Annotated in this window: 10 protein-coding genes; 5 read left to right on the top strand and 5 right to left on the bottom strand. The window is 66.6% G+C overall.

The window, feature by feature from the left end; genetic code table 11:
• Nucleotides 1–72: 72 nt before the first annotated feature.
• From DU478_RS10355 to DU478_RS10340, 4 genes are read right to left on the bottom strand one after another with little or no spacing between them, the layout of a single operon-like run.
• Nucleotides 73–1668, bottom strand: coding sequence for a gamma-glutamyltransferase family protein (locus DU478_RS10355; RefSeq protein ID WP_114510883.1), 1596 nt, complete (start codon nt 1666–1668; stop codon nt 73–75).
• A complete protein-coding gene (locus tag DU478_RS10350) occupies nt 1668–3179 on the bottom strand; it encodes a tripartite tricarboxylate transporter permease (protein ID WP_114510882.1) in 1512 nt (503 codons plus the stop codon). Before DU478_RS10350 ends, DU478_RS10355 begins: the two co-directional genes overlap by 1 nt.
• Before the next feature lie 4 nt (nt 3180–3183).
• On the bottom strand, nt 3184–3693 hold the full coding sequence (locus tag DU478_RS10345; RefSeq protein WP_233501194.1) for a tripartite tricarboxylate transporter TctB family protein: 510 nt from the start codon (nt 3691–3693) through the stop codon (nt 3184–3186).
• Nucleotides 3690–4640 carry a Bug family tripartite tricarboxylate transporter substrate binding protein gene (locus DU478_RS10340; protein ID WP_114510881.1) on the bottom strand — a complete coding sequence of 317 codons (951 nt, stop codon included), beginning with the start codon at nt 4638–4640 and terminating at the stop codon, nt 3690–3692. The genes DU478_RS10345 and DU478_RS10340 overlap by 4 nt, the downstream gene beginning before the upstream one ends.
• A gap of 136 nt (nt 4641–4776) precedes the next feature.
• On the opposite strand from DU478_RS10340, the gene DU478_RS10335 reads away from it, so the two are divergent.
• The 5 genes from DU478_RS10335 (at nt 4777) to DU478_RS10315 (ending at nt 9516) form a co-directional block, all read left to right on the top strand.
• On the top strand, nt 4777–5697 hold the full coding sequence (locus DU478_RS10335; RefSeq protein ID WP_114510880.1) for a LysR family transcriptional regulator: 921 nt from the start codon (nt 4777–4779) through the stop codon (nt 5695–5697).
• The gene (locus DU478_RS10330; RefSeq protein WP_233501193.1) at nt 5694–7208 is read left to right on the top strand and encodes an alpha/beta hydrolase; all 1515 of its coding nucleotides are present in this window, start codon (nt 5694–5696) and stop codon (nt 7206–7208) included. The genes DU478_RS10335 and DU478_RS10330 overlap by 4 nt, the downstream gene beginning before the upstream one ends.
• A gap of 117 nt (nt 7209–7325) precedes the next feature.
• A complete protein-coding gene (gene pcaH, locus DU478_RS10325) occupies nt 7326–8063 on the top strand; it encodes a protocatechuate 3,4-dioxygenase subunit beta (RefSeq protein WP_114510879.1) in 738 nt (245 codons plus the stop codon).
• Nucleotides 8064–8065: 2 nt separating this feature from the next.
• Nucleotides 8066–8665, top strand: a complete 600-nt coding sequence (gene pcaG / locus DU478_RS10320) for a protocatechuate 3,4-dioxygenase subunit alpha (RefSeq protein ID WP_114510878.1) — start codon at nt 8066–8068, stop codon at nt 8663–8665.
• An 8-nt stretch (nt 8666–8673) separates the two neighbouring features.
• Complete coding sequence (locus DU478_RS10315) at nt 8674–9516, top strand: BKACE family enzyme (protein ID WP_114510877.1); 843 nt, start codon at nt 8674–8676, stop codon at nt 9514–9516.
• A gap of 169 nt (nt 9517–9685) precedes the next feature.
• Here the strand turns inward: DU478_RS10315 and DU478_RS10310 are convergent, their stop codons facing one another.
• Nucleotides 9686–13987, bottom strand: coding sequence for a choice-of-anchor I family protein (locus DU478_RS10310; RefSeq protein WP_114510876.1), 4302 nt, complete (start codon nt 13985–13987; stop codon nt 9686–9688).
• Nucleotides 13988–14065: the final 78 nt, after the last annotated feature.

The following is a 14065-nucleotide window of genomic DNA, read 5'->3' as shown; positions in this document are numbered from 1 at the left end:
GACCTCGGCGGCCACGCGCACCGCCTCCGGACGCGCAACTGTGTCGTGCAGCCGAGCCGATGCGATCCGACCCTAGAAGCCCTGCGCCGCGCCGTCCTTTCTCGGGTCGGAACCCGCCGCATAGCCGCCCGCGTCCAGACGTTCGATCAGCTGTGCGCCACCGAAGCCGAAGGCGCTGTCCGGCGGCTCCACGGTGATGGTGTGGCCCAGGGCCGTCAGCCGGTCGCGCGTCGCCTCCGGCATGGCCGATTCGCAGGCGACCTCGGTGCCCACGACGAATCGCCAGCGCGGCGCGTCCACGGCGGTCTGCACGTCTTGCCCCCAAAGCTGCGTGCGCAAGGTCATCTGCACGTGGCCCTGCGCCTGCATCGGTCCGCCCATGACACCGAAACTCATCTTAGGCGCGCCGTTCTGCATCAGGAAGCCGGGGATGATCGTGTGGAACGGACGCTTGCCGGGTCCGACCTGGTTGGGGTGGCCGGGCTTCAGCGAGAAACCTGCACCGCGGTTCTGCAGGCTGATCCCGGTGTCCGGCACCACCACACCCGAACCGAAACCGGCGTAGTTCGACTGGATGAAGGACACCATCATGCCCGATGCATCCGCCGTGGTCAGGTAGACCGTGCCGCCGTTCTTCGGCGCGCCGGCCCCGTAGGCGCCGGCGCTGTCGGTGCTGATCAGTTTCGCGCGCTCGGCCAGGTAGCCTGTGTCGATCAGGTCCGCCGCGGTGACATCTGCCATGAAGCGCCCGTCGGCGACGTAGGCGTACATGTCCGCGAAGGCCAGCTTGATCGCCTCGATCTGCAGGTGCAGGGCGACCGGGTCGTCGGGATCGAGATCGCGCACGCCGGTCTGGGCCAGCATGCCAAGGGCCATCAGCGCCGCGATGCCCTGCCCGTTTGGCGGTATCTCGTGCAACTCGGTGTCGTCGAAGGCGGTCGAGATCGTGCCGCACCAGTCCGGCGCGTGCGCGGCGAGATCGGCCTCGGACAGGGCCGCGCCGTGTTCGCGGGCAAAGGCCGCGATCTTCTCGGCCAGCGGACCTTCGTAGAAGGCCTTTCCCTTCGTCTCGGCGATCATCTGCAGGCTGCGCGCATGATCGGGATTGCGGTACCGTTCTCCGGCCTTCGGCGCCCGCCCGCCGGGCATGAAGTTGGCGGCAAAGCCGGGCTGGCCCGAGAGCGCTTCGGCTCCTTTGGCCCAAAGCGCACCGATCACCGGCGACACGCTAAAGCCGTTCTCGGCATAGCCGATGGCCGGCGCCAGCACCGTGGGCAGGTCCAGTGTACCGAATTTGGCGTTCAGCTCGGCCCAGGCAGCGACGGCACCCGGCACGGTGACGCTTTCCCAGCCGCGGAAGGGGATCGAGTCGTGGCCCGCGAAGCGCTCCGGCGTCCAGCCGGCCGGGGCCGCGCCGGACGAGTTCAGACCATGAAGCTCTTTCCCGTCCCACAGGATGCAGAAGGCGTCGGACCCCAGGCCGTTGCCCGTCGGTTCCACGACCGTCAGCGTCGCCGCGGTCGCGATGGCCGCATCGACGGCATTGCCGCCCTTGGCCAGCATCGACAGACCGGCCTGGGCCGCGAGCGGATGCGAGGTGGAAACGAGGTTGTCGGCCAGAACGGGCGACCGCCGCGAGGCGTAGAGTGGATCGTGACGAAACGTCATCAAGCCGTGTCCTTCTGTAGTTTTCTTTGCTTGCGGCGCCTGAGGATGCCGCGCACTGCCCAGGCCACCGACGCCACCGCCGCGATCAGGAAGATCAGGCTTACGGGCCGCGTGACGAAGAGGCTCCAGTCGTTTTCGGTCATCAGCGCACGGCGCAGGTTGGTCTCGGCGATGGGGCCGAGGATCACGCCCAGCACCAGCGGTGCCAGCGGGTAGTCCAGCGCCTTGAGCCCGTAGCCCAGCAGGCCCACCGCTGCGAGCAGGTAGAGATCGGTGACCCGATTGTTGAGCGCGAAGGATCCCACGACGCAGCAGACCATGACCACCGGCACCACGACCCACTTCGGCACTTCGGCCACGCGCAGGAACAGGCGCATCGACAGCACGCAGATCACCAGCATCATCAGGCTGGACACCGCCATGGCGAGGAACATGCCGTAGACCAGGTCGGCATTGTCCATGATCAGCCGCGGACCGACGGAAATGCCGTGCACCATCAGCGACGCCATCAGGATCGCATCCACCGCCGAGCCGGGAATGCCGAGCGAAATGAGCGGGATCAGCCCGCCGCCCGCGGTGGCGGAGTTGCCGGCCTCGGAGGCGACGACGCCGTCTGCCGTGCCGGTGCCGAAACTGTCGGGATCCTTAGAGGACCGTTTGGCCTGATCGTAAGCCACGAGATTCGCGATCGACCCCCCGGCGCCGGGCAGGGCGCCGATGCCGACCCCGATCAGCGAGGATCGAATCAGGTTCACCGGGCGCATCAGCACCTCGCGCATGACCGCCCAGGTCTTGAACTCGATGGTGCCCGAAACCAGCTTTTCGCCGGTCTTGATCGCGCGGGCATCCTCGACTTCGGAGGCCAGCTGCGAGATGGCGAAGATGCCGATCAGCACGACGAGGAACGGCAGGCCGGCGGCCAGCAGCTCCAGCCCCATGTCAAAGCGCGGGCGGCCCATCATCGGATCGGTGCCGATGGTGGCGATGGCGAGGCCGATCAGCGCGGCGATCAGGCCCCGTTGCAGCGAGTCTCCGACGAGGCTTGCCACGATGGTCAAGGCGAAGACGATCAGGGAGAAATATTCCCACGGCCCCAGCCGTACCGCGAAGGTCGCCAGTGGCGGCGCCGCCACGATCAGCACCGCGGTCGAGATGAGCGTGCCGAAGAACGATGCCCAGACGCCCAGCGACAGCGCCCGGCCGGGTTCTCCGTTCCGGGCCATGGGGAAGGCGTCGAAGGTTGTGGCGACCGAGGACGGCGTGCCGGGGATGCCCAGCAACGCCGCCGAAATCAGCCCGCCGGTGTATCCTCCGACGTAGACCGACAGCATCACCGAGATGCCTTGCAGCGGGTCCATGGAAAAAGTGAGCGGCAGGGTCAGCACGATGGCCATTGTCACCGTGAATCCCGGGATCGCGGCGGCGATGATTCCGGCGATAGCGCCGAAGAACATCATTATGAGCGTGGTAAAGGACAGCACCTGCGCGGCGCCCAGCATGAAGGCGTCCATGACCTCAGAGCCCCCGTGGCAGGAAAACGTTGAAGACCTCGGCAAAAAGCCAGTTCAGGCCGAAGGAGAAGATCAGCGCGAGCAAAACGGCAATCCCTATCGTGACGCGCGTCTTGGGTGCATACGTCACCTGCAGTACGATCAGGAACAGGAAGGCCGCGACCGGATAGCCGATCACCGGAATGCCCGCGACAAAGACCGCAAGGCAGAGAAAGAGGAAGAGCACCAGCCGCCGTGCCTTCAGCCAGCCCATCGCCTCGGCGCCGAACCGACCGTAGGCGGCGGCGGGCAGCTTGCGCAGCGATCCGATGATGGCCGTGACCAGCAGCAGGATCAGGCAGGCATGGACCAGCATCGGAAAGGCGCCCGCCCCCAGCGCCTCGAAGCGAGAGGTCGGGATGGTGGTGGCCTCGATAAAAAGACCCACCGAGGCCGCGAGCAGCGCGACGTAGGAAAGGAGTCGGGCAATCTCGCCCGACTCCTGCGACGGCTTGAAGTCGTCGATCTGGCTCAAGGCGCGATGACCTCGGCAAGGCGGTCCACGGTGGCCGCGAGGTTCGACAGGTATTCGCTGTAGGCGTCGCGGCCGCGGAAGGCGACTTCGGCACCGGCATTGTTGATCTGCTCGATGAAGGCTTCGTCTTCCGAAAGCTCCATCAGTGCCGTTTCCATTGTCGCCTGCGCCTCTTCCGGGGCGCCTTTCGGCATGACGATGCCACGGGTGATCGACAGGTCCAGATCAGTGCCAAGTTCCATGAAAGTCGGCACGTCCGGGGTCTGCGGCATGCGTTCCGTCGCGCCGGTGGCGAGGAAGTTCAGATCGCCGTTCTCGGCGAATTGCAGCGACGAGGCGATGTCGCCGATGGCAAGGTCGAGGTTGCCGCCGACCAGCGCGCGGATGCGCTCGCCCGTGCCCTCGTAACCGACATAACGCCATTCGATGTCAAAGGCTTCGGCGATCATCGCCGCGTGCAGGTGCGGCACGCCGCCAAGGGTCACGCCGATGGTCAGGTCACCCGGATTCTCCTGCGCATATTCCACAAGGCCCTCCATCGTGTCGAAGGGCTGTCCCGATCCAGCGACGAGGTACTGCGGCGACGCGGTCATCAGCGCGATGGGATCGAAATCGTCCCAGGCCAGTTCGGTGAGCCCGGTCGCGGTGGCGGCCAGAAGGCCTTCGTGCACCTGGCTGATGGTGTAGCCGTCGGCGGCGCGGCGCGAGGCTTCGGTCAGGCCGACGGTGCCACCGACGCCGGGCATGTTTATCACCGGCATCTCTGCCCCGAGAAAGGGCGACACGTTGTTGGCCACAATCCGCATCAGCGTGTCGCTGCCGCCGCCCGGCGACCAGGGCACGATGAATTCGACCGGCTTGGCGGGATAGTCCTGGGCGATTGCGGGGCTCGTGAAGCTTGCGATGGCAAGGCCGACACCTGCGAAGGCACGTGTGAAAACGGTCATCTTGGGTCTCCTGAGTGGTGAAAAGAGCAGCACCGCACGCCGTGCGTACGGATTACTGCGCAGACTATACTTCGGCACGCCCTTCAGAAAATGATTTCTCTTTGGCTTTTTGTGAAGCACAGCTTTACTAAAACGCATGGACCTGCGTCAGCTTCAGACTCTCATCGCCGTGGCGGACACCGGCAGCTTTGCCGGTGCGGCATCGCGCATGAACCTCACACCATCGGCAATCGGACAGCAAATTCAATCGCTTGAGGGCGAATTCGGGGCCAGCCTTTTCGACCGCAGGACCCGCCCGCGGCGGCTGACCGCGAAGGGCGAGGAGCTGGTCCGTGCGGCGCGCACCGTCGTGCAGACCATGACCGAGGCGAAACTTGCGATTGCCGGCGGGCGCACGGCGGGACTGCTCAAATTCGGGGCGATCCGCACAGTTTCCATGCGTCTTGTGCCCGATGCCTTCGCCCGGATGCGCGGCCTTTACGGCGATCTCACCTTTCAGCTGACGGTCGGAATGTCGGAGTCGCTGATGGCGGATGTCGCTGCAGGTCACCTCGACGCCGCGCTTGTGGCGGAGCACGTGGGTGTGCCTTCGAGCCTGACCTGGAGCCCGGTCCTGCAGGAACCGCTAGTCATCGCGGCACCGCCCGACCAGGCCTTTCGCAGCGACACCTCGCTGTTGAAGGACCTGCCCTTCATCCGGTATCTCACCGATGTGCCGCTGGCCCGGCAGATCGAAACCGAGCTTTCGGGGTTATCCGTGGTACCCAAGGACATCGTCGTCGCCAACACCATGCCCGCGGTGGTCGGCATGGTCCAAGCCGGGTTGGGCGTGGCCATCGTGCCCCGCATCGCGCTGCTGCACATCCAGCCGGACAGCGTGCACCAACGTGCGTTCTGCGACGGCGCGGTCAGCCGGCGCTTGGGGCTTGTGCAAAGACAGGTATCGTCGCGGTCGGAGGTTCTGGCGCAATTGCGCGATGCCTTTTCAGCCATGGCGCGGGCCCACGGAGTGGCGGCGGAGCCGATGCCGGTTCTGGGCGCCGAGCACGCGCCTTGAGCCGGGCCGGCGGCAGGAAGACCGCGCTGCAGGACGGCGATTCGTCCCGTCGCACGCGGCCGGGCGGCCTGTCGGTTCGGCTGATCCTTGCCACTGTCCTGATACTGCTTTCGCTTGCCGTGCTCGAGACGGCGCGTTTCGGTGTCACCATCAGCCGGTTCGAGGTCGGGCAAACTCCGGTCGTCGCATACGCGAAACCGGATGCCGACGGGCCTTTGGTTGTCGTGGCACACGGGTTCGCGGGTTCGCAACAGATGATGCAGGGCTATGCGCTGCCGCTGGCGCGTGCGGGCTACCGGGTTTTTGCCTTCGACTTCGAGGGGCACGGCCGCCATCCCGTGCCGATGTCCGGCGACGTCTCTGCGATCGAGGGGACGACTCGGCTCCTCGTGCAGCAGACCGGGCAGGTCGTCGATGACGTGTCGAACGGCGCAGGACCGGTGGCGCTGGTCGGACATTCCATGGCGACTGATATCCTCGTGCGCGTGGCGGCGGAGCGCGACGACATCGGTCCGCTGGTCCTGATCTCGGCATTCTCGAACGCGGTCGGCCCCGCCGCCCCCGACGATCTGCTGCTGGTGACCGGTTCCTGGGAGCCACGGCTGCTCGACTTCGCGCTCGAGGCCGTTCGGATGGTCGACCCGGACGCCGGTCACGGCAACACGGTCGAGTCCGGCGGCGTGTCGCGGCGGTCGGTGGTGGCCCCCTACGCCGAGCACGTGTCGGTTCTGCATAGCCGCGCGGGCCGGGGCGAAGCCGTGGCCTGGCTGGATCGCGCCTATGGACGCGACTCAAATGTCACCATCCTGCCGACCGGCTGGGCCATTCTGGGACTGATGGCCGGGATCGTGCTGATCTTCCGGCCCGTCAGCCGGCTGCTGCCGCAGCGCGCCGGCCTGGCCCAATCGCTGACGCGGGGCCGGACGGCATTGATACTGGCGCTGCCCCTGCTGCTGGCACCGCTAATCGCCGTGACTCTAGACATCAGGACGCTGCCGGTTCTCGTGGCGGATTACCTCGCGCTGCACATGCTGATCTACGGCGCCTTGCAGCTTGCCATGCTGCGGTACTGGCGGGTGCCCGCAGGTCCGCTCAACTGGCCCGCCGTCGCCCTGCTGCTGGGGGCCTGCGCGATCTTCGGCATGGCACTGGACCGCTACGCCGCGAATTTCTGGCCGACGGCGGAGCGCGCCTGGATCATCTGCGCGATGATGATCGGCGCCATGCCCTACATGATCGCCGACGCCACCCTGACCTTTGGTCAGACCATCCTCGGGCGGGCGGTGACACGTGCGGCCTTCCTGCTGTCGCTTGGCATCGCCGTAGCGCTCGATTTCGAGGGGCTTTTCTTCCTGATCCTGATCGCGCCGGTGATGATCCTGTTCTACCTGGTGTTCGGCACCATGGGCCGCGACGCCGCGCGGCGCGCCGGACCGTTGGCATCCGGACTGGCCACGGGCCTGGTACTGGCCTGGGCGCTGGGTGTCAGTTTTCCGCTGTTCCAGGGGTAGCCGCACCGGCGCCGATAGGCCCTTCGAAATCGGTCGGCCGCGTGATAGCTGTCTTTGGCGATGTGCAAGCAGCGCGCTTTCGCGGCGGACCGGTTCGGACAGGGAGGCAGATCCGGCATGACTCAGAACGACCTTTTCGGGCGTGACCTTATCCAGCGCGACCGCGAATGGCACCCGCCGGCCTATGCGCCTGATTACAAGACCAGCGTCGCGCGGTCGCCGAAACTGGCGCTCCTGTCGCTGGGAAACACAGCCAGCGAGCTGACCGGCCCGACCTTCGGCCATGGCGATATCGACCCGGTCGACAGCGATCTGCTCCGCAACTACGCCTCGACCGGCGACCCCATCGGCGAGCGCATCATCGTGCATGGCCGTGTGCTCGATGAAAACGCCCGGCCGGTGCCGCATACGCTGGTCGAGATCTGGCAGGCCAATGCCGGCGGACGCTACAGGCACAGAAAGGACAGTTACCTGGCCCCCATCGACCCGAATTTCGGCGGCTGCGGCCGGACGCTGACCGACGCCGAGGGGCGCTATGCCTTTCGCACCGTGAAGCCCGGTGCCTATCCATGGCGCAACTGGGTCAACAACTGGCGTCCGGCGCATATCCACTTTTCGGTCTTCGGTACCGCCTTCGCGCAGCGGCTGATCACGCAGATGTATTTCGAGGGCGATCCGCTGATCGCGAAATGCCCCATCGTCAGGACCATTCCCGACCAGCGCGCCATCGACATGCTTGTTGCCGCGCTCGACCTCAATGCCAGCGTGCCGCTCGACAGCATCGCCTACAAGTTCGACATCGTGCTGCGCGGGCACCGCTCGACCTACTTCGAAAACCGGCCCGAGGGGAACTGACCATGGTCCAGCCGCTGCACTATCTCAAGGAATCCGCTTCGCAGACCGCGGGTCCCTACGTGCACATCGGTCTGGCTCCGGGGGCGGCGGGGTTCGACATCTACCATGCCGAACTGGGTCACGACATCATCGGCCCCAATGCGCAGGGCAACCGGATCACCGTCACCGGCAGCGTCTTCGACGGCACCGGGGCGCCGGTCAAGGACGTGCTGATCGAGGTCTGGCAGGCCAATGCCGCAGGCCACTACCCCGGCGCCGGAGAGGTCGAGGAGGGCTTTCGCGGCTGGGGCCGCGTGATCCCGGATTTCGACACCGGCGTGTTCCGCTTCGACACGGTGAAGCCCGGCGCCGTCACGGGCCGGGACGGACGCCGCATGGCGCCGCATCTCAGCCTCTGGCTGGTGGCGCGCGGCATCAACGTCGGGCTCAACACCCGGATGTATTTCGGCGACGAGGCAGAGGCCAACGCCGCCGACCCGGTGCTGGGCATGGTCGAACAGGCGCACCGCCGCGAAACGCTCATCGCCCGCGCCGAGGGCGGCACCTACCACTTCGACATCCGCCTGCAGGGCGATGACGAGACCGTATTCTTCGACATTTGAGGCCCACCATGACCAACCCTTGCATCATCTGCGTCGCGATCACCGGCTCCCTGCCCACGAAAGACAACAACCCAGCGGTGCCGATCACCGTGGCCGAACAGATCGAGAGCACGCACGAGGCTTTCGAAGCGGGCGCCAGCATCGCCCATTGCCACGTGCGCGACGACGCCGGAAAGCCGACCTCGGACCCCGAGCGTTTCGCGCGGTTGAAAGAGGGCATCGAGACGCATTGCCCCGGCATGATCGTTCAGTTGTCGACCGGCGGGCGGTCGGGCAGCGGCAGGGAACGCGGCGGCATGCTGCCGCTTTCGCCGGACATGGCATCGCTGTCCGTGGGGTCGAACAATTTCCCGACGCGGGTCTACGAGAACAGCCCCGACCTCGTGGACTGGCTGGCGTCCGAGATGATCGAACACGGGGTGAAACCCGAGATCGAAGCCTTCGACCTGAGCCACATCGTGCAGGCGACGCGGATGGCCGCGGACGGGCGGCTCAGGGGGCCGCTTTACGTGCAGTTCGTGATGGGCGTGAAGAACGCCATGCCCGCGGACGAGCCGATCTTCGATTTCTACATCGAGACCCTGAAGCGGCTTGCCCCCGACGCGCAATGGTGCGCCGCCGGCATCGGCGCGGCGCAGCTGACGCTGAACGAATGGTCGATCTCCAAGGGCGGGCATACGCGCACCGGGATGGAGGACAACGTGCGCCTGGACCGCGACACGCTGGCGCCGTCGAATGCCGCGCTGGTCCGGCGCGCGGTGGAGCTTTGCGATAAATACGAACGGCCCGTCGCGACCTGGCAACAGGCGCGCGATATCCTCGGGCTTCGGCAGGTGGCGACCGCCGCCTGATCCGCGCGCCTCGGGTTCGGAGGGGACGCGGCGCTTGGCGATCCCGGCGGCGCGAGGCGTGAAGTCGAAACCTGCGGTGCAGGACGCCCATCCCTTCGACTGCGCGCCCTTGGACCTGCGAACGAAAACGGCCCGGGACATCCCGGGCCGTTTCGCGTTTGGGCGTCGATCAGGCGATATCGACGGTGAACACCATGTCCTGGTAATCGCGATCGCCGCCGCCCACGAGGTCTTCGATCCCGATGCGCAGCGCGTCCGCTTCGGCGGTGGCGCCCGACAGGAAGTGCTCGACCCCGTCACTATTGAAGCCCGTCGAGGCGGAGTGGAAGATCTCCGCATCGACCCCCGCGCCATCGTCCATCAGCATCGGCCGCGCGCCCGAGGTGTCGAAAACCAGCGTGTCGCTGAGTTCCGCCGCAAGGTCGGCGCCGTTCTGGATCAGGAAGAACTGCAGCTGGCTGCCCGCGGCCACGTCGTCGATCTCGACGCTGGTGCCCGCCGCCGTCTTGCTGTTCTCGAAGAGGATCCGCACGTTCGAGATCGCGCCGCTGGCGTCGATCTCGTAGGCGCCCAGCGTATTGGCGAAGGCCGAGGTCGAGGCGCCCGCGGTGACCACGTAGTCGCGGCTGCCGTCGCCGGTGAGGTAGGCATCGAAGCCGATGCCGTCCACCTGCGCCGGATCGACGCTCTGGCCTTCGCGCAGGTCTTCGCCATCGCCCAACAGGGTGTCGAGGAAACGCGCGGTGACCTCGCTGGCGCCAGTCGCGACAGAGAGGAAGCTGCCTGCGGTCAGGTTGGCATCGACACCGGTCACGGCCCCGTTGAAGCTGACCGTGCCGGCGGTTGCGTTCTCGACGATCTGCGCATCTCCGAAAAGCGGCGCGTTGGTGAAGACGAAGGTGTCGCCATCGTCCACACCGTCGAAGGTGGCGCCATTGAATTCTTCGAGCCGGCCGGTCACGGGGCCATCGTCGACCGTCACCGTGCCGGGGAAGGTCGCCTCGGAGAAGGCCACCGCCGGAAGGGTCGGCGTCGGATTGGCCGGGCTCGAGCTGTCGGGCACGGTGGTCAGGTCATAGGCCACGGTGGTCCCGGACACCTCGTAAGCCGCGATCAGCTGGGCAAAGCCGGTGGGGCTGTCGGCGGGCGCCACGAAGGTCAGGGTCTCGGGGCTGACGTCGCCGTTGTCGCGGCCGTTGAAATAGGTCACGAATTCCGAATTCGCCGGGTCGGTGACGTCATAGACCATGATGCCGCCGTCACGCTCCAGACCGATGAAGGCGTAGGTGGTGCCGTTCAGCGTGCCGATGGTGACGGCCTCGGGCTCCACCCCCTTGTTGTCCGACCGGTTTTCGTCGGTGGTGCCCTCCTCGTCGTTGAACCCCAGCGGGTTCACGTTGGCGATGATCTGCGCGAAATCGTCGCCGCTGTCGAAGACCACGGCGCCGGTGTCGGCGTCGAAGATCGTGAAGCCGCGCGAGCCGTAGGAGTAGAGTTCGTCGATATCGCCGTCCCCGTCGGTGTCGCCGTCGATAGCCGAGATGTTGAGCCGTCCCATCTCTTCATCCGCCAGCAGACCGTCCGCCTGAAGCGCGGCCAGCAGCGCCGGATCGAGCAGGCCGTCCTCTGCGGCGTCCGACAGGCGCGTCTCGTCGCCGTCGAGGTCGCGGGCGTCGCCTTCGTTGGCGGTGACAAGGTAGGTGGTGCCGCCGACCGCGAAGGTGGCGATGGCATCGGGCATGCGCAGCCCCTGCACCGGACGGGCGGTGATGTTGATCGTCCCGTCGCGGTCGGAACTGTCGATGCCGTTGCCCGGCAGGCTGTGATCGACGGTGCCGAAGCTCTTGACGTCGAGGATTGTGTTGGTGGTCAGGTCCACCGTGGCATAGGCGTTGGCCTCTTGCAGGCTGACGTAGGCGCGGGTGCCTGCGGCGTTGGTGGCGATATACTCCGGCTCTACATCAAGCGCCGCGCCGCGGTCGCCGACGATGCGCGCCGCCGAGAGGTCGACATCGGCAAAGTCCAGCGTGTTTACGGTAGCGTTGAGCACGCCGTTCGACAGGTCGATGATCGACACGGACCCGGCGGGATCGGTGTCGGCGTCGATGGGCTCGCCCTCGTTGGCGACCAGAACACGGCTGCCGTCCGGGGTGAAGGACACGTTGTCAGGCAGGTTGCCGACCTCGACCCGGCCCAGGAATTGGCCGGTGGGGCTGAAGAAGGCGACGAAGCCGTTCGCGGCATCCTCTCCGGCGATGGCGGCGGCGACGATGCCGTTCTTGACCGCCACCGACTGTACACCATCGAACCCGGCAATCCCGGTCAGGTCGATGGAGCCAAGGAGCACGCCGGTGTCGGCGTTGAAGGCGTCGATGCGACCCTCTTCGCCGTTGGTGGTATAGACCACGCCGTTCTCAAAGGCGACGACCTCGGACCCGGCCTCGCCGACACCGCTGTCATAGACCTGCGCCTCGGTGATGGTGAGGTCGCCGCGGCTGATGTCCGCGATGCTGTCGATCAGCACCGTGTCGGGCCGGAAGCCGATATTCTGGATGCGCAGGTCGGCCTCGGGTCCTTCGTCGGCGGCGGTGAAAGCGGTGCCGTCATTGAAATTCGCATCGAGATATTCCGCGAGGGCGTCCTGCTCTGTGCCGTCGAAGGCAAAGGAGGCCGCGCCGGTGGTGGCCTCGTCATCGCTGCCGTCGCCATCCAGGTCGTAAAGGTCGACGCGGTTGGCCTCGGCGCCCTGCGGGAAGGGATAGCCGTCGCCGCCCCCGGCAAGGAAGTTCAGCGTCACGATGCGGAACGGCTGGTCGGCATCGCCCACCAGGACGCCGTCGCGGACCAGCTCTGCCACGACCGCGCCGCTGTCATCGACGATGGCGGCGTTCAGAACGCGCTCTCCCGCAGGCAGATCGGCATCGAAGGAGAATTGCAGCCCCGAGATCTGCGGGAAGCTGCCCGCCGCGTTCTCGACACCGGAAATCGCGTGCTCGAGCACCGCGACCATCTCGGCGCGGGTCACGGTGATCAGCGACAGGCCGTTGTTGAACGCAAGTGTCTTCTGGATGTCGGTCTGGCTGATGCCTCCCGCGGGCTTCACTACCACGCCGTCGCGCACTTCGGCGGTCGGCGTACGCTCCGCTTCGGTCTCGCCCGGGGGCACGATGGTCTGGCCGATGCTGGCGCGGATGCCGCCGCCGTTCTTGATCGACACCACCACGGTGTCGTCCACCGCCTTCGCCGCGGCCAGGTTGGCATCGGCGGTCAGGTTGCCGAGGTTGGTTTCCTGGGTCCGCACGCCGTCGGGATCGTCCGGCGCGAAAGTGCCCGAGCGGTTGCCGTTCAGGAACACGTCGGAGATGCCGAAGACGTTGGATTCGGTCTCGATGATCCGCGCGCCGATCTCGTCGGCGATCTGCTGCACCTCGGGATCGACCAGGCCCGCCGCGTTCAGGTCGGCGACGCCCTGCGCGTCGGTGGCATAGGCGCCGGAAACGGTGGCATCGTAGCTGTCGGCGACGATCTTGCCCTCTTCGTCGAAGTCGATGACGAGACGGCCCACGTATTTGTAGCTGCCGTCGGTGTTGACGATGGCGGTGGTGTCGCCGTTCGCGTCGGTGGCGAAGATCGGATAGGTGCCCTGGGTGCTGTCGCCGTCGCGGGCGCGGTCGTTTTCGTCGAAGAGCCGGGTGTTGGAGCCGCCGGCGATGATGATGTCGATGTCGGTCAGGCGGGTGGCCAGCTCCTGCTCGATGGCGATGCGCTGCATGTGCGAGGACAGGATCACCTTGTTGATCGTCGGATCGGCGGCGAGCACGGCATCCACCTCGGCCTGGATCACGGCGGCCAGCGCGTCAAGCTGCGCGGGCGTCGGCGTGTCGTCGAATTGCCCCGGCAGGATGCCCAGGTCGCCGGCGCTCGAGATTCGGTCCAGCGTCGGGGTGGTGGCGCCGATCACTGCGATCGTCTCGTCGCCCACCGTAATCACCGTGGAGGAGGTCACGGACCCGCCCTGCGGCGCCTGCCCGCCTTCGATCTCGAGCGGCGCGAGGTTGGCGTCGAGGCTGAAGTCGAGGTTGGCCGACAGGTAGGGAAAGTCGGTGCCGCCGAAATCCATGCCGAGGATGCTGCCTTCGGCCGATCCGTCGATCAGCCCCGCGAGCACGCCGGTGCCGAAGTCGAATTCGTGGTTGCCGAGAGCGATGGCCTGGAAGCCAAGCTCGTTCTGGATCTGGATGTCCGCAATCCCGGCAGAGCCGTAGACCGCCGCGGCGGCGTCGTAGAAGAGGCCGGGAATGAAGGCGTCGCCCGAGGACAGGGTCAAAGTGTTGTCCGGCAGGCCGTCTGCACCGATGTCCTGGGCCCGCAGCGCGTTCAGGACCGCCGACAGGTTCGGGGCGTCGAAGACCGCGGGCGACGAAGCCTCTTGGTCGGTGACGTGCAGAAGTTCCAGGGTGAAATTGGCCATGACGCGCTCTCTTTTTGCAATGGGTTCGGCCTTGCGGGCACGGGGCGGGCACCGGGTGGCCGCAGGCGGCCGCAAGGA

This window comes from Thalassococcus profundi (genome assembly GCF_003344785.1).
GTDB classification, from domain to species: domain Bacteria; phylum Pseudomonadota; class Alphaproteobacteria; order Rhodobacterales; family Rhodobacteraceae; genus Puniceibacterium; species Puniceibacterium profundi.
This window is presented reverse-complemented; position numbering and strand designations above follow the sequence as displayed.

Bases quoted from the DNA above. Each gene is read 5' to 3' on its own strand.
- DU478_RS10355 (WP_114510883.1), bottom strand. From the start codon at position 1,668: ATGACGTTTCGTCACGATCCACTCTACGCCTCGCGGCGGTCGCCCGTT.
- DU478_RS10350 (WP_114510882.1), bottom strand. From the start codon at position 3,179: ATGGACGCCTTCATGCTGGGCGCCGCGCAGGTGCTGTCCTTTACCACG.
- DU478_RS10340 (WP_114510881.1), bottom strand. From the start codon at position 4,640: ATGACCGTTTTCACACGTGCCTTCGCAGGTGTCGGCCTTGCCATCGCA.
- DU478_RS10335 (WP_114510880.1), top strand. From the start codon at position 4,777: ATGGACCTGCGTCAGCTTCAGACTCTCATCGCCGTGGCGGACACCGGC.
- pcaH (WP_114510879.1), top strand. From the start codon at position 7,326: ATGACTCAGAACGACCTTTTCGGGCGTGACCTTATCCAGCGCGACCGC.
- pcaG (WP_114510878.1), top strand. From the start codon at position 8,066: ATGGTCCAGCCGCTGCACTATCTCAAGGAATCCGCTTCGCAGACCGCG.
- DU478_RS10315 (WP_114510877.1), top strand. From the start codon at position 8,674: ATGACCAACCCTTGCATCATCTGCGTCGCGATCACCGGCTCCCTGCCC.
- DU478_RS10310 (WP_114510876.1), bottom strand. From the start codon at position 13,987: ATGGCCAATTTCACCCTGGAACTTCTGCACGTCACCGACCAAGAGGCT.